General features: G+C 43.5%; 17 protein-coding genes. 8 read left to right on the forward strand and 9 right to left on the reverse strand.

Features of this window, described 5'->3' with window-relative positions; all coding sequences use genetic code 11:
* The 7 genes from QZ147_RS01270 to QZ147_RS01300 form a co-directional block, all read left to right on the forward strand.
* Positions 1–589: AAA family ATPase (locus QZ147_RS01270; RefSeq protein WP_295146292.1), on the forward strand; the 589-nt coding region annotated here is incomplete at its 5' end.
* The gene (locus QZ147_RS01275; protein WP_295146294.1) at positions 582–1472 is read left to right on the forward strand and encodes an anaphase-promoting protein; all 891 of its coding nucleotides are present in this window, start codon (positions 582–584) and stop codon (positions 1470–1472) included. The genes QZ147_RS01270 and QZ147_RS01275, both read left to right, overlap by 8 nt.
* On the forward strand, positions 1469–2011 hold the full coding sequence (locus QZ147_RS01280) for a hypothetical protein (protein WP_295146295.1): 543 nt from the start codon (positions 1469–1471) through the stop codon (positions 2009–2011). Before QZ147_RS01275 ends, QZ147_RS01280 begins: the two co-directional genes overlap by 4 nt.
* A complete protein-coding gene (locus QZ147_RS01285) occupies positions 2011–3765 on the forward strand; it encodes a GspE/PulE family protein (protein WP_295146297.1) in 1755 nt (584 codons plus the stop codon). Before QZ147_RS01280 ends, QZ147_RS01285 begins: the two co-directional genes overlap by 1 nt.
* Complete coding sequence (locus QZ147_RS01290; protein WP_295146299.1) at positions 3762–5018, forward strand: type II secretion system F family protein; 1257 nt, start codon at positions 3762–3764, stop codon at positions 5016–5018. Before QZ147_RS01285 ends, QZ147_RS01290 begins: the two co-directional genes overlap by 4 nt.
* Positions 5019–5031: 13 nt before the next feature.
* Positions 5032–5532 carry a PAS domain-containing protein gene (locus QZ147_RS01295; protein ID WP_295146300.1) on the forward strand — a complete coding sequence of 167 codons (501 nt, stop codon included), beginning with the start codon at positions 5032–5034 and terminating at the stop codon, positions 5530–5532.
* Positions 5532–6800, forward strand: a complete 1269-nt coding sequence (locus QZ147_RS01300; RefSeq protein ID WP_295146302.1) for a methyl-accepting chemotaxis protein — start codon at positions 5532–5534, stop codon at positions 6798–6800. The genes QZ147_RS01295 and QZ147_RS01300 overlap by 1 nt, the downstream gene beginning before the upstream one ends.
* A 320-nt stretch (positions 6801–7120) precedes the next feature.
* Here QZ147_RS01300 and QZ147_RS01305 read toward each other — a convergent pair whose 3' ends face one another.
* Positions 7121–7564: a GatB/YqeY domain-containing protein gene (locus QZ147_RS01305; protein WP_295146304.1), complete on the reverse strand. Its 444-nt coding sequence runs from the start codon at positions 7562–7564 to the stop codon at positions 7121–7123.
* A 42-nt stretch (positions 7565–7606) separates the two neighbouring features.
* Positions 7607–8512, reverse strand: coding sequence for a disulfide bond formation protein DsbA (locus tag QZ147_RS01310; protein WP_295146306.1), 906 nt, complete (start codon positions 8510–8512; stop codon positions 7607–7609).
* 102 nt (positions 8513–8614) lie between these two features.
* Between QZ147_RS01310 and QZ147_RS01315 the strand changes: the two genes are divergently transcribed.
* Positions 8615–10168 carry an inorganic phosphate transporter gene (locus QZ147_RS01315; protein WP_295146307.1) on the forward strand — a complete coding sequence of 518 codons (1554 nt, stop codon included), beginning with the start codon at positions 8615–8617 and terminating at the stop codon, positions 10166–10168.
* A gap of 13 nt (positions 10169–10181) precedes the next feature.
* On the opposite strand, the gene mnmH is transcribed toward QZ147_RS01315, so the two are convergent.
* From mnmH to QZ147_RS01350, 7 genes are read right to left on the reverse strand one after another with little or no spacing between them, the layout of a single operon-like run.
* On the reverse strand, positions 10182–11201 hold the full coding sequence (gene mnmH / locus QZ147_RS01320; RefSeq protein ID WP_295146309.1) for a tRNA 2-selenouridine(34) synthase MnmH: 1020 nt from the start codon (positions 11199–11201) through the stop codon (positions 10182–10184).
* A complete protein-coding gene (locus tag QZ147_RS01325; RefSeq protein ID WP_295146311.1) occupies positions 11188–11673 on the reverse strand; it encodes an HIT domain-containing protein in 486 nt (161 codons plus the stop codon). The genes mnmH and QZ147_RS01325 overlap by 14 nt, the downstream gene beginning before the upstream one ends.
* The gene (gene trpC / locus QZ147_RS01330; protein WP_295146313.1) at positions 11673–12461 is read right to left on the reverse strand and encodes an indole-3-glycerol phosphate synthase TrpC; all 789 of its coding nucleotides are present in this window, start codon (positions 12459–12461) and stop codon (positions 11673–11675) included. The genes QZ147_RS01325 and trpC overlap by 1 nt, the downstream gene beginning before the upstream one ends.
* A complete protein-coding gene (locus QZ147_RS01335) occupies positions 12458–13720 on the reverse strand; it encodes a hypothetical protein (RefSeq protein WP_295146314.1) in 1263 nt (420 codons plus the stop codon). The genes trpC and QZ147_RS01335 overlap by 4 nt, the downstream gene beginning before the upstream one ends.
* A complete protein-coding gene (locus QZ147_RS01340; protein ID WP_295146316.1) occupies positions 13696–14073 on the reverse strand; it encodes a YkgJ family cysteine cluster protein in 378 nt (125 codons plus the stop codon). Before QZ147_RS01340 ends, QZ147_RS01335 begins: the two co-directional genes overlap by 25 nt.
* Positions 14073–14777: a methyltransferase gene (locus QZ147_RS01345; RefSeq protein ID WP_295146318.1), complete on the reverse strand. Its 705-nt coding sequence runs from the start codon at positions 14775–14777 to the stop codon at positions 14073–14075. The genes QZ147_RS01340 and QZ147_RS01345 overlap by 1 nt, the downstream gene beginning before the upstream one ends.
* Complete coding sequence (locus QZ147_RS01350; RefSeq protein WP_295146320.1) at positions 14774–15130, reverse strand: hypothetical protein; 357 nt, start codon at positions 15128–15130, stop codon at positions 14774–14776. Before QZ147_RS01350 ends, QZ147_RS01345 begins: the two co-directional genes overlap by 4 nt.
* Positions 15131–15142: the final 12 nt, after the last annotated feature.

Raw genomic sequence — 15142 nt, forward strand, 5'->3', positions numbered from 1 at the left:
GTTTTTTAGCGAGCAAAATTTTATAGAGGCGCTTTGCGACAGAATTTTCAACAAAACAAAAATAGGCATAGATAGTTTTGAGACCCTCATAAAAGAGTGCGATAAAGACTTTAAAAATAAAAACGAAATTTTAGAAAATCAAATTTTAATAATCTTAGACGAAGCACAACTGTACCCGCAAGAACTAATAGAAAAGATTAGATTGTTGGCCGATACAAGATTGTTTAAATTTTTGTTCACCATTCATAAGACAAACGACGGTGATGCGCTAGCAAAAGACTATTTTACCACCAGGGTGTGGGAGAGTATTGAGCTAAAGCCTGCAAATCAAAGCGAAGTAACGCTATATATACAAAAGCGCATGGTTATCGAAGATTGTGAAAGATATCTAAAATTCGACGATAGCGATTACGCATTGATATACGAATTTTCAAAGGGAAATTTACGGACGGTTAATAAAATAATGTATAAATACTTTGAAATTTGCGAATACTACGATAAATTTGAGCCTTCAAAACTAGCAAATCAGTCCCATACGAAAAAAATAATAACGATGTCGGCGATCGACGCTGGATTAGTAGATGCTTAACGCAAACGAGATAAGAAACTACGAGAGGCGCTATGAGGCCTATATGGCTAAAAATAGGTCTTTCAATACCGCAGATCAAAAAAGGCCTAAAAAATCAAAATTTCTATTTTGGTTTTTATCCATCGATATAGTAGCCACCGTAGCCGTAGTGGGATTTTTAGCCGTTAACGAATTTATCCAGGACGCAAAGATAAAAGAAGGCTCGCAAGATCCAATATCCGCGCAAATACATTCCGGCGAATCTACCGTCGCGCAAGGCGAGGTAAAAGCGAGAAGCACGCAAGCAAAAGCAAAATTTGAAGATAGCAGCAAGCAAGACGATCTAGTAAATAAAATAGCCGAGAGGGTCGAGCAAAATCTAAGATCCAATCCTCAATCGGGCGACGATGAGCGCTATACAAGAGGCGATAAAGCCGATCAGGGTTGGTTAAAACTAAATTTAAACGACGAGTGGCTTAAAACAAGCGCCGCCCCGAAAGAAGAAACGCTAAATTTCGATCCGGCTTTGCAAAACTCGCAAAATACCTACTATCAGCCTGCACCTCTCCCCAAAAAAGTTAAAATAGACATTCAGGTCTCAAACTCAAAAGACGAATTAGGTACGTTAAAAGAGGAATTCGCAACAACCAATAACGCCGTTTACGCGCTTGAAATAGCTAAGATAAATTTTAGTAAAGCAAACTACCAAGAGGCGCTAAAATGGGCTTTAATCGCAAACGAAATAGACAATAAATTAGAAGAAGCTTGGACGATATTCGCTAAATCAAAATATAAGCTAAACCAAAAGAGCGATGCTTTAAGAGCGCTAAAGGAATACAACAAAACCGCAAAAAAACAATCGATCGAAACGCTAATTAAGCAAATAGAAAGCGACACGCTATGAAAACGATACTATTTTTATCGCTATTTTGCGTCGCATCTTCTGCCATTAGTCCCTATGAGGTTCAGGCGCTATTTAATAAAGGCGAATACAAAAAGGTATGCTCGCAAGACGTCGAAAATTTAATGCGTGTATCTTATGACGAGGCTACCATGAGCCTATACGGGCTTGCGTGCCTAAAAATTCACGATATAAATAAACTCGCCCTACCCATAGCAAAGCTTTCTATTAGCGAAGCGGGCCGCGAGAATTCGGCGTATTTTGCAGATATATTATTTAAGAAAAAACTACTTTTTCACGCGCTAATCGATAATATCGATATCAGCTACATTAGGCTTCCCAAAAGCGATTATATTTTGTCCTATATATTCGATAAATTCGTAAAAAGGCAGTATTATGAAGAAAATGGAGTATTCGTATTCGAAGAAAATAATTCCGACACGCACTACGAAATCGTAATCTCGGAGCAAGGGCTTTTTCCAAAATTAATACTTAAAACTTTTAAAGATAACGAACTAAAATCACAAATAGAGTATCAATAATGAACAGAGCAGAAACTATACTTATTAAGGCGTTAGAGCAAACCGGTAAGATAACCAAAGAATGGATATCGCAAGTAGACGAGCTAGTGGGTGCTAAAAATAGACCTCTTAGCGAAATTTTATCCGAGCTAAGCATTATTAACGAAAACGATTTTTTACAAGTCGCAGCAGAGCTATACAGGCGCGGAAATATCGATCTGCATATGGTTTTAGAGGATTTAAGATTAGATTCTAAAACCTTTTTAAAATTTATATCTTCAAAATATAAGCTGGAATTTTATAACCTTGACGACGTCGATATAGATTATAGAATTTGCGAAAAAATAAATACGGCAAATCTAAAAACATACGGCGTCTTACCTATTAAAGAAACCGAAATCAACGTCTACGTAGCATTCAAAAATCCGTTTGACGTAATGATACAGGACAAGGTTCAAAATTTATTTAGCAGGAAACTTCTAAAAGTGGTAGTCGCCGAGCCGTCGCAAATAGATAAGTATACGAATAAACTAGAACTAAACGAAAGCGTAAAGGATCTAGTCGCCGAAATTAGAAAAGAGCTATCAAGCTCGGCTACTACGGGCGCGCAAAACACAGAAAGTTCGGGCATTTTAAAACTAATCGAGATCGTTCTAAAAACCTCTATCCAAGGTCGAGCAAGCGATATTCACATAGAACCGACCCAGACTAACTGTATAGTAAGAAGCCGTATCGACGGGATGCTTACGGAGACTTTTATCTTTGATAAAGACATCTACTCGCCTATGGTAAGCCGTATGAAACTGCTTTCTAATATGGATATCGCCGAGCGTAGGAAGCCGCAGGACGGTCGTTTTTCGGCGCAAATTTTAGATAGAGAGTATGATTTCCGTATATCTACGCTACCGATACTTAACGGCGAAAGCGTGGTTTTGCGTATCCTAGATAAGTCAAAGGTCGTAATTAGCCTCGAAAATTTAGGTATGCACCCCGAAAATTTTAAGAAATTTAAAAACGCAATGAAAGCGCCTTACGGCATTATCTTGGTTACAGGACCTACGGGATCCGGTAAAACGACGACGCTTTACGCCGCGCTAAACGACGTAAAAAATATAGATACTAAAATAATCACCGTCGAAGATCCGGTCGAATATCAACTAAATTTGATACAGCAAGTCCACGTTAACGAAAAAGCGGGACTTACCTTCGTTGCAGCGCTTAGATCGATCCTGCGCCAAGACCCCGACATTATAATGATCGGCGAGATCCGCGACCAAGAGACGCTTCGTATCGCCATACAAGCCGCGCTTACGGGACACCTCGTGTTTTCTACGCTCCACACGAACGACGCTATTAGCGCATTGCCGCGTATTATAGATATGGGTATCGAACCTTATCTAGTAAGCGGTGCGCTAGTTTGTATCGAAGCGCAAAGGCTCGTAAGAAAGCTATGCCCCGCGTGTAAGCAAAAAATTACTCCGCCAAAGACGGCATTAGAGCCTATTAAAAAATATCTGCCGGAGGATTATCAATTCTACGGCGCCGTAGGTTGCTCTAACTGCTCGCAGACGGGTTACACCGGGCGCGAAATGATAAGCGAAATTTTACCTATCAGCGATAAACTGCAAAGTCTAGTCGCAAACGGAGCAAGCAAGGACGATATGAAAAAAGTAGCCCTTGAAGAGGGTTTTATAGATATGTTTCATGACGGCATAATCAGAGCCGCAAGAGGCGTAACTACGATAGAAGAGGTTTATAGGGTGGCTAAGATATGAAAATTTTCGCCGTTGAATATATAAAACAAGGCAAAACAGAAAAAGTAACGCTAGGTGCCGAAAAAACGCCAGCAAGAATGAGCGGCGCGAAGGGCGGTAAAAAATCACAAGCCGTCTCTCTCGTTAAAATAGGTAAAACTCAAACCGCGCATGAACTAACCGATTTTGATAAATTAAAGCTAAAAATTATAGGGACCTTTGCTTCCGCTAAGGTTAAAACGCCGGCGCTAGTAGCTACGTTTAGACAACTTAGCGTTATGACTAATGCCGGTATTTCAATCCATGATAGTATTAAAGAAGTATCCAAAGCAGTTCAAGACAAACGGCTTCAAACGATATTTCAAACAGTAAACGAAGATCTAAACCAAGGCGCCAGTTTAACCGCTTCTATGGAGGCGTTTAGAGAAGAACTCGGCGACGTTGCAATCGCAATGATAAGGCTCGGCGAAAATACGGGAAACATGGCCGAAGCTCTCTCGAAGCTAGCTGCGATCATGCAAGAAGTTTGGGATAATCAACAAAAATTTAAAAAGGCCATCCGCTACCCGATAACCGTTATTTGCGCGATTATTATAGCTTTTACGGTCTTAATGCTTGCCGTCGTTCCGAAATTCCGCGAAATTTTCGAACAACTAGGAGCCGAGCTTCCTATGCCGACTAAAATACTACTGGGCATAGAATACGCTATGAGCAATTACGGCTTTTATATTTTGGGGGCATTAGCCGTTATCGTTTTTATATTATTTAAGCTCTACAAGAAAAACGTCGACGTTCAAAATGCCGTAGATAGGTATTTACTAAGAGTTTATCTAATCGGTAAAATCATATTTTTCTCTACTATGAGTAGATTTAACCTAGTTTTTACCGAACTAGTAAGAGCTGGTATCCCGATAGCCGACGCGCTCGATACGGCGGTAATCACGGTAGGTAATCACGAACTTAAAAAGAAGCTTGCGGGCGTTAAAATTTTAGTTGGACGCGGCATTAGCATTACAGATGCTTTCCGCGAGACGCAACTTTACGAGGGGATGTTAATTCAGATGATAAGCGCCGGCGAACAAAGCGGTAGCTTGGATGCTATGCTTGAAAAAGTAACCGATTATTATAAGATGAAATTTAACGATATAATCGACAATATTTCAAGCTACATCGAACCGATTTTGCTATTTTTTATCGCAGGTATGGTTATCTTGCTGGCACTCGGTATCTTTATGCCGATGTGGGATATGGGTCGAGCGGTAAAAGGCGGATGAAAAAGGAAAAACAATGATAAATAAAGAACAATTAGTCGACGCAAACGCGTTTCTAGTTTCAAAGACCGATACGAAAGGTAAAATTACGTACTGCAATGAGCCGTTTTTAAAAATAGTCGGCGCAAAGCAAAGCGAACTATTGGGTAAGCCGCACAATATCGTGCGACATCCGGATATGCCGCGCGTAATATTTAAGCTACTTTGGGAATACGTAAAAAACAAAAAGGAAATTTTCGCCTACGTAAAAAATAAAAGCTTTGACGGCTCGTTTTACTGGGTGTTCGCCAATGTTACGGCGTCGCTTGATAGCAACGGCGCAATAGTAGGCTATTACTCCGTGCGAAGAAAGCCTAATCCAAAGGCGATAGAAATAATCGAGCCTCTATATAAAAGGTTACTAGATGCCGAGAAAAGCGGCGGCATGGACGCGTCGCAAAAGGTTTTAAGCGAATTTCTGGGCTCTAAAAATATCGGATACGACGAATTCGTAAATAACATTCAAAGGCTAAAATAATGTTTTGGAATAAAAAACCGACTTCAAGCTACGGCGAAATAATAAATGTAATCCAAGCCGCAAGAAACGGCGTATTGGAGCCTAGAATCGTAAACATAGACGAAAAAGACCCGATGCGAGATATAGCGCTTGGCATTAATGACTTACTAGATCAAATCGAAGCCTTACAGCGCGAAATTTCAATCTCCGTAAATTCCGCACAAGAAGGACTTACTTATAGAAATATCTTTACGGAAGGCTTTCGCGGATTATTTAAAACTAACGCAAACTCTATGAGCGTAGGCGTGGACGGCATAAAAGCCGGCGAAAAAGGTAAGGCGAGAGGAGTATTATCCGAAAAATTCGACAAGCTCGGCAACGGTAACCGAGGCATGCAAGAAGTTCAAGCCGATCTAAATGAAAGTATGGAAAATTTAAGTAAAATGGCGAACATGGCGGAAGTCACTGCAAATACCGCTCTTGAAAATTTAAATAACATGAATGAGCTAAGCTCGAAAATGAGCTCGCTTGAAGGACTAATTAGCAATTCAAGCCACGCAATACATACGCTAAACACTAGAACGGACGAAATTTCTTCCGTCGTAAATTTGATTAAAGACATAGCCGAGCAGACGAATTTGCTAGCGCTTAACGCCGCTATAGAGGCGGCAAGAGCCGGCGAGCACGGACGCGGATTTGCCGTGGTTGCCGACGAAGTGCGAAAACTAGCCGAAAATACGCAAAAAGCGACGAACGAGATCGGTATAAATATCCAAACCTTACAGCAAGAGGCGAAAGAAATCAACTCCAACTCCGAAGAAATAGACAAAATCGCGCAAGCGGCGACGATGAGTATGCAGGCGTTCAAGCAGACTTTGGAGAAATTTAACCAAGACGCGCAAATTACGGCGCAAACTTCAAAATACGTAGAAAACAAAACTTTCGGCATAATTGCTAAAATTTCGCAGATCGTTTATAAAACTAGCGCCTACTCCGACGTCGTAAACGAAAAAGCAAGCGACGAAACGATAAGCGAAGCGGCGCAAAATTTAACGCGCTGGTATGAAACCGAATGCGCGCAAAAATTCGCCAAAACGCGCTCTTACGGCAAGATTAAGCCGCTAATCGAAGAATTTAACGCGCTAATCGCTCAAAATTTAACCGACGCGAGTAAAGGCTATAACGCTTCAAATTTAGGAGTTTTGGTCGGCAGGTTCGAAAGACTTGAAAAAACTAGCGAAGATATCTTTAAGCTCTATAACGAAATGATCCAAGAAACGAGAAGCTAATTCTAAAATTTCGGCAATCTTTTTTGCCGAAATTTTTTTAAAAAACGTTGCGCCAAATTTTAAAATTTGCGCGCAAAAATATATAAATTTTACGACTTATTTTATGTCTTGTAGATCATGCAGATGTCTAGCCTAAAATTTATACCGCGCCGTAAAACGGCTTCAAAATGTAGCTTACGGCAGCTTCCTTAAATTTTGACGACGCGTCCCAATTTTAAGTGCGGCGCGTTAAAAAGGCGGCAAATTTTAAGCCCGCCTTTAACGCGTAAAATACCGACGAACGACGAATCTGCGATTTTATTGCGCCTAATTTATCGCCCTTATCCCAGCAGCCTTTTTACGCACTCGCTAATTCTTTTAGCGTCCGCACTAGCGCCGATTCGCTCTTTTGCCGCTTTCATTACGACACCTAGATCCTTGACGCCGTCAGCGCCCGTCTGCGCGATAATTTGCGATATTTCGGCTTCAAGCTCGCCGTCCGTTAGCTGACTAGGCAGGTACCGCGCGATTAGCTCGCTCTCTTTACGCTCGATCTGCGCCAAATCGTCCCTACCGCCTTTTTGATACAGCTCTATCGCGTCCGCGCGCTTTTTCATCTCTTTTTGCAACAGCGGCAACACGACGTCGTCCGTCATTTCTATGCGATTATCTACCTCGACTTGTTTAAGTGCGGCGTTTAGCGTCCGCAAGGCATCGCGTTCAAAATCGTTTTTCGTTTTCATCGCCTCTTTGATATCGGCTAAAATTTTCTCTCTGATACTCATTTCTTATCCTTTCGTAATTTGCGAATTTTATCCAAAAATCCGCTAAGATTTTAAAATTTCGCTAAATTTTTGCTTTAAAAACGCCGCGCCTACGCCTTCGCGCAAGCCGTCGTCCACGACTACTAAATTAAAATTTCCGGGCGTCAAAAGCTCTTTTAATAGCGTAATTCCAGCGATTATTTGCATCTTCCGCCCCGCTCCTACCAGCTCATCCGCACGCTCGTCGCTCGCCTTTAAAAGCCGCTCGCGAATTTCGTCGAAATCGCCTAATTCTAACCGCGTACCGTTAATTTTAGCGGCATCGTAATTTGCATAATTCATCCCTAGCTTCATCGCCGCCGCGCTCGTAGGTACGCCCGAAGTCAGCACTAGATTTTTTCGTCCTAATGCGTCTAAAAACGCCCTACTCTCGCAGACGATATCTTTCGCGCGCTCTCTCATAGTTTCGTAATTTCCCGCGCATTCGTCGCAAAACGTAACGATACCGAGCGCAAAGCTCTTAAAATTTCGCTCGTCCGCGATCTCCGTGCTTGCGCCGCCGAGATCTATCAGCGCGAAATCTCGCGCGTTAAATTTTAGCCTAGCAAGCGCGTTTTGAACGCCTAAAAGCGTAAATTTAGCCTCCGCGCCGGCGGTAATTACTTGAAATTTTATATCGAAAACTCGCGAAATTTCGCTAAAAATTTCACCCGAATTTTGCGCTATCCTAAACGCTTGCGTAGCGACGGCTACGACTGGATAGGCGCTAAAATCAAACTCGCCTCGCGCCTCGCTTAACGCTCTAAATATTTTCTCTACCGCTTCGCGTCCTATGACGCCGGTTAGAGCTAAATTTTTGGCCGAGCCTACGATACGCTCAAAGCTTTTTACTACGCGCGCGCCGCATCGATCGCTCCTTATTTGCGCGATTCTTAGCGTATTCGAGCCCAGATCGATAGAAATTACCAAAATTTAGCCTTTTTCTAAAAATTTCGCGCATTATAGCGCAACGAACGTTAATTTAATAATTTTAAAGATATAATTAATGCAAATTTACCAAAGGGGGATTGCTTGGCTTTTTCTCGCGACAACCTACTGGCGCTGTCGGTTTTTACGATTTGCAGTATAGGATTTTTCGTCTGGGGGTATCAATATATCCCGACGAACCACTTCATTTTATTTTTAATAGCGGGGATTTTCGGTATTTTTATGGCGTTTAATATCGGCGGTAACGACGTTGCCAACAGCTTCGGCACGAGCGTAGGCGCAAAAACGCTAACTCTTAAACAAGCGCTAGTAATCGCTGCAATATTCGAGCTTAGCGGCGCGATATTTGCGGGCTCTGAAGTAACGGATACTATCCGTAACGGCATAATAGACTTTCCCGCGGATGGCATTTTAAATCCTATGCATTTCGTAGCCGTTATGATCTCCGCGCTTTTAAGCTCGGGGCTTTGGCTATTTTACGCGACTAAGCGCGGACTGCCAGTATCTACGACGCACTCCATAGTAGGCGGTATCGTAGGAGCGGGGATGATAATGGGCTATTTCGCGCACGGAGCGGGCGAGGCGCTAAATATGGTCTCGTGGGGCGAAATCGGCAAGATAGCCGTAAGCTGGGTTATCTCGCCGATTTTAGGCGGCGTAGCGTCGTATCTCATCTACGGCTATATGAAAAAGAAAATTTTAGAGCCTACCGCCGCGCTAAAAGCATCGCTTAAAGCGCTTAAAAAAGAGCGCCACGGATATAAAGAGGAGTTTATACGCTCGCTAGCCTCTCGCCCGCAAAGCGAACAGATCGATACACTGTCGAAAATGGCGCTAATCGATGAGGACGAGATCGAAAATGCCGAATACAGCGAATATCGCTCGCGCATCAAAGCTATGAAAGAGCGCGAAAAGCGCTTAGACGCGTTTAGCGCGATGAAAAAGCACGTCCCGGTTATCGCGAGCGCGGGCGCGATGGTGATCTCGTCGATGATGCTTTTTAAAGGCTTGCAACACCTAAATTTTAGTTTTAGCGCGATCGAAACCGTTTGGATCATATTCGTCATCGGCGCGCTGGCGTATCTAACTAGTTTCGCCATCGTAAACGTGATGAATAAAGGCGACAGCGAAAAAAGCATAAATAAAATTTTCTCGTGGTTTCAAATTTTTACCGCCAGCTCGTTTGCTTTTTCGCACGGGGCAAACGACATCGCAAACGCCGTTGGTCCGTTTGCGGCGGTGCTAGACGTATTAAAGACGGGCTCGATAAACGAAGCCTCGCCGATACCTAGCGTAGCAATGATAACCTTCGGTATCGCACTGGTAATCGGGCTTTGGTTTTTAGGTAAAGAAGTCATCGCAACGATCGGCTCGAAGCTAGCCGAAATTTTACCTACGACCGGTTTTAGCGCGGAGCTAGGGGCTAGTATCGTCATCTTGCTAGCCACTAAGCTAGGCATACCAGTTAGCTCTACGCATATATTAATCGGCGCGGTGCTAGGCATCGGTATCGTAAATAAAAACGCGAATTGGGGGATGATGAAGCCGATACTACTTGCTTGGATTATAACGCTGCCTACCGCGGGTATTAGCTCGGCGGTAATTTATTTTATTTTAAAAAGCGTTTTGGGGCTGTAATCGCCTCAAAATTTTAAAATTTAGTGCTCATAATTTGCGCTCGCCTAATCTCGTTTAATCTCGCAATCGCCGCCTCAAAATCGTCCGAACTTACGCTAACGTCGATACGGGCGGGCTTTTTATAGACTTTATCGTAATATTTTACCAGTAAAATTTCAGCCACCTTCGCCGTATCGCCTAGCTCGAAAGCCCGCACCGCATCCTCGCTCGCCTCACGCGATATAAAGGGCGAAATTTTACGCATACACTCGTAAAAAAACGCGCTATCCACGCGCTCGTAATCGCTCATCGTGCATTCGATGCGGCGATTTATACTAGCCGTAACTTCCACGCAAACGCCCGCTCGCAACGCCTCGTGCAAGCTTGCCGGTAGCGTTAGCGCGCCTATCCTACGGCTCTCGCCCTCGGCGAACGCCGTCTCGCCGCGCAGTCTTTCTAATTCAAAAAATAGCTCGTCTTCAAACGCTTTCTGGCTAGGCTGAGCCCCCGCTATCGCGCCGAATACAGAGCCTAAATGATTAGCCGCTTTTTCAAGATCGAGCGCGGGAGAAAGCGCGCGGATCAGCTTGCTTTTATAGCAGCCCGTATTTCCGAAAAGCGTGATAAATTTAGTCTGCACTGGCGCGGCAAAAGCGCTTAAAACGTGCGTCCTAAACGCCTTGTATCCGCCTTCTAGCCTAAGAACGCGGTATCCTATCATGCCTAAAACCGTAGCCAGCGCTTGCGAGCGCATACCGCCTCTGGCGCAGTAAATGCCGATTAGCGAGCCTACTTTGGCGAGCCCATAAACCTTGTTTATTACGTTTTGCAAATTTCCGCAGATATAGCTTGCGCCAAGCGCCTTCGCTCGCGCGCGATCGGTCTTATAAATCGTGCCGATTTGCTCGTGCTGCGCGTCGTCTAATGCGTAAAAATTCCGCGCGCCTAAAATATGCGAATAGGCAAATTCTTTCGGGCTTCTAGCATCGATGATTACTTCAAATTCGCCCCGTTTATCCAGCCACTCTTTTGCGCCTAGCTCAATTAAGCTCAAGAAAAGCCTCTTTTAGCTTGGTAAATAGCGGATGAAACGGCACGCCGTTTACGCGCACGTCGGCGATGGTGGTGATAAAATTCGTATCCCTACTCCATCTAGGTACCAAGTGATAATGCACGTGCTCGGATATTCCGGCACCCGCCGCTTCGCCTAAATTCATACCGATATTTACGCCGTGAGCGCCAAGCTCACGCTTTAAAATTTTAACGCCTTCGCGCACGTAATAGCTCATCTCTTGCCATGCTTCATGCTCTAAATCCTCGATTTTATCGGTATGTTTAAACGGTATCACCATAAAATGCCCCGGACTATACGGATATAAGTTCATTATCCCGAAGCAAAATTTCGCGCGAAATAGCACTCCGCGCTCGTCGTCTTCGTTTTGCTTTTCCGCAGCGTCGCAAAATACGCAACCGTCCTTTTTATTTTTAAAATATTCGCTTCTCCAAGGCGCGCAAAGATGTTGCATTACTTGCCTCCCTTCATGTTTTTTACCGCCTGCGCAACGTCTTCTTGGCGCATAAAATGCTCGCCTATTAAAAATGCGTCCACGCCGATTTTATTTAGTGCTAAAAGCTGCTCGTTCGTTTCTAGACCGCTTTCCGCCACGATGATTTTACTGTTTGGAATGATAGGTATCAGCTTTTCGCAAAGGCTCATATCCATAGTAAAATCATTCAAATTTCTGTGATTTATACCGATGATATTAGCCCCTGCAAACAGCGCCTTTTTAACGTCCTGCGCGTCGTGCGTTTCTACTAGGGCTTCAAGACCCAGACGAAGCGCGTATTCAAGCAGCTCTTTTAGCTCCTTTTGCGTTAGCGCCTTAGCGATTAATAGCACGAAGTCCGCTCCGTAAACGAGCGCTTCAACTAGCTGATATTTATCTACTATAAAATCCTTTCGCAAGATCGGCGTTGCGGTGTACCGCCTAATTTGAGTAATATATTCTACGTCGCCCTTAAAATAATGAGGCTCGGTTAGCACGCTAAACGCGTTTGCGCCGCCTTTTTCATACTCTTTTGCTATCGCGATCGGTTCGAAATTTTCGCGTATCACGCCCTTGCTCGGGCTTGCCTTTTTCACTTCTGCGATAATGCGCAAAGGCTCGTCCGGCGTAGATCGCAAAGCGCTAGTAACGTCGCGCGGTACGTACGGATTATACGCAAGCGAGCGTCCCAGCCATTCTAGCGGATAGTCCGCGGCGCGTTTTTTTAAATCCTCTTTCGTGCGTTTAATTATCTCTTCAAGTATCATTTTTTTAGCCTCTTATTTAGATTTATTATGCAGCGCTCGATTAGGCGTAAATGCTCTTTGGCCTCCGCCGAGCCCTGAAATTCGCTATCCTTCATCGCTTCTAGCATAATGCCTTTTGCGCGGTTACACTCGCCTAACTTAAAATATCCCCATGCTAGCGAATCTTGATAATAAGGCGATCCGGGTTCTAATTCAAGCGCGCGGGTTACCAGCGCTACGCCTTTTTTGTAGTCTATATCGCGGTCTATTAGCAGGTAACCATAATAGTTTAGATATATCGCGTTATCTAGTTTTTGCGCGCTGTCTTCGAATTTTTCGATCACGCTTTTTAGCCTCTCGTCCGTCATATCTTTTTCGTGCATTTCGTATTCGTACATCGCCGCTCTCGCTAGAAAATCAAGATTTCTAGTCTGGTTATAAAGCTTGCTCGCAAGCACGTAGGCATCGCCGAAATTTCGCGTATAAGCGTAGATTTCCATTAAGACCGCGTCGTCGTAGTCGTATTTTTTTAAAAATTCTATCGCGGCTTTATAATTTTTATCATATATAAAAATTTGCAGCGCTTTGTCCAAATAGCCTTTATCGCCGCTCGTTTCGTAAAGCTCCTCGTAAATTTCCACGACCTTCGGGAAATTTCGGCGTTGGGCGTAGATATCGGCTAAAATTTCGCACGTTTTTATGGAGCAGCCCGCGCTTTGGCGGAAATTTTCAAGATAAAACGTAGCCTCTTTGACGTTATCCAGGCGGTTTATCAGCACGTCTGCTACGCGCAGGACGTTCTCTTCGCTTGCATTTAATTTATACGCCTCCTCGAAATATTTTAATGCCGTCCAGCTCTCTCCTTGCATCATGCAAATAGTGCCCAGCAAAACGATATTTTGCGCATTTGGCTCTTTTTTGACTAAATCTTTAACTAGCTCCCGCGCTTTGCCGAACTCTTTTTTATTTACCAAATCCGCCGCTTTTATACGAATAAACTCACTATCGTCTTTTAAAATTTCCTCGCCCTCGTTTAGTAAGCTTTCAAATTCGGGGCTTGACGCGATGAAAGCAAGCCTAATCGCCTCTTTTAAATAAGCCGGCTCTTTACTGCTTTCGTATAGCTTTTTATAGGTTTGAACCGCGCCCGTCTCGTCGCCGTTTTCCTGCGCCATCATCGCTTTTAAAAGCTCCAAATTCGTCTGTTCGTCGGCGCTTAAATTTTGCATAAAAACGAAAAAAGTTAGAAAAAATATTATAAAAATTTTACGCCGATACATTCTTTTTTTAATTCCTTTAAATTTTTCTTAAAATAATCCCAAAACGGAAAACTAGCGCATTGACTAGGACGAAACTCATAAATCGAGCAATTTTTGCGCGCTTCGTCAAAAAATACGCAGGCAAATCCGTCCTCGTAATTTTTTTCTTTCAGGCTAAATTTAGCGCCTATTTTAATTAAATACTCCCGCTCAAAATCCGCCCGCAAGATGCCTAAATTTTGTGCTAACGCCGAAATTTCGCCATCGTTTATCCAAATATAGCCGCTCTCTCCCGTGCAGCATTTTCCGCCGCACTCGCCGCAAAATTCGGGATTAAATTCATAACAAAAACCCTCTTTTTTTACGCTCCGCATCACTCGCTCCAATCGTAGCTTCGCGTCGCTGCGCGCGCGAAAATTTGCTCGGCTTCGCTTGAAAAAGCTCCGTTTTTATGCATTATTAAAGGCGGTAAAATTTTGCACTTTCCGCGAAAGCTTTTTTTGGCCTTAACGAAAACCAACTTCGCGCTTTTATCCTCTTTTGAATGCAAAAATTTTAGGCAAACGGGTGCAAATTTAAACTCGTTTAGCGCTAAAACTAGCTCGCTTAAACTAATCGCCTCGTAGCAAAAATATAGCTCACCTCCGCTTGCTACGTTAGCGTTTGCACAGCGCGCGAATTCTCGCAGGTTAAGCGCGCTAGCGTATCTGCTAAGAGCGATACTTTCGTTTTTGCTTTTTTGAACTCCGTCGTTATAAAACGGCGGGTTTGAAACGATAAGATCGAATTTTCGCTCGCTTTTAAATTCTCTAAAATCGGCGCAAATAACGTTTGCGGCGAGGTTATTTTGAAGCGAATTGTGCTGCGAAATTTTAACGCTTTCTTGCGAAATATCTAGCAAATTTAAGTTTAGCCCCGCAAAATCCCGCTTTAAAAGCAGTCCCAAAATTCCGCATCCGCAGCCCACGTCTAAAATTTCGCCTCGCGCATAGGGTTTTAACTCGCTTGCTATAAAATCGTAAAGCGCCAGCGTATCGCTATTGTAGCGATAGCCGCCGCTATTTTGGGCTAAATTCACCGATAAACCTTTATCGTAAAGCCGCGCTCGTCGTCTTTTACGATGACTTCGGAGCTAAAACTTATGCGCGCGAAATCGCCGAATTCGTCTTTGATTAGCTCCGCCGCCGCCTTTGCGCGCTCTTTGCCTACGCCGTAATTTACGTAGTTATTTAGCCTTCCTAGATCGTCTTTTTTGATACTTTGAGCGAGATTTACGGGGATTACCACGTTTCTTTTATCCACGATCGGAATGATCTCGTATATATATTTTGAGCTAAATCGCTGTAAAAATTCACTCACGCGGTTTTTGCACATTACGCTGATCTTATCCTTTGCGTCCATATCTTCGCACGTAATGCTTGAAATTAACACGACCTTGGTCGG

Origin of the sequence: uncultured Campylobacter sp., from assembly GCF_905371695.1 — a bacterium.
Lineage (GTDB): Bacteria > Campylobacterota > Campylobacteria > Campylobacterales > Campylobacteraceae > Campylobacter_A.

Coding starts and splice junctions, on each gene's coding strand:
- QZ147_RS01285 (WP_295146297.1), top strand. CDS start 2,011: ATGAACAGAGCAGAAACTATACTTATTAAGGCGTTAGAGCAAACCGGT.
- QZ147_RS01300 (WP_295146302.1), top strand. CDS start 5,532: ATGTTTTGGAATAAAAAACCGACTTCAAGCTACGGCGAAATAATAAAT.
- QZ147_RS01335 (WP_295146314.1), bottom strand. CDS start 13,720: ATGTATCGGCGTAAAATTTTTATAATATTTTTTCTAACTTTTTTCGTT.
- QZ147_RS01305 (WP_295146304.1), bottom strand. CDS start 7,564: ATGAGTATCAGAGAGAAAATTTTAGCCGATATCAAAGAGGCGATGAAA.
- trpC (WP_295146313.1), bottom strand. CDS start 12,461: ATGATACTTGAAGAGATAATTAAACGCACGAAAGAGGATTTAAAAAAA.
- QZ147_RS01295 (WP_295146300.1), top strand. CDS start 5,032: ATGATAAATAAAGAACAATTAGTCGACGCAAACGCGTTTCTAGTTTCA.
- QZ147_RS01280 (WP_295146295.1), top strand. CDS start 1,469: ATGAAAACGATACTATTTTTATCGCTATTTTGCGTCGCATCTTCTGCC.
- QZ147_RS01340 (WP_295146316.1), bottom strand. CDS start 14,073: ATGCGGAGCGTAAAAAAAGAGGGTTTTTGTTATGAATTTAATCCCGAA.
- QZ147_RS01325 (WP_295146311.1), bottom strand. CDS start 11,673: ATGCAACATCTTTGCGCGCCTTGGAGAAGCGAATATTTTAAAAATAAA.
- QZ147_RS01290 (WP_295146299.1), top strand. CDS start 3,762: ATGAAAATTTTCGCCGTTGAATATATAAAACAAGGCAAAACAGAAAAA.
- QZ147_RS01275 (WP_295146294.1), top strand. CDS start 582: ATGCTTAACGCAAACGAGATAAGAAACTACGAGAGGCGCTATGAGGCC.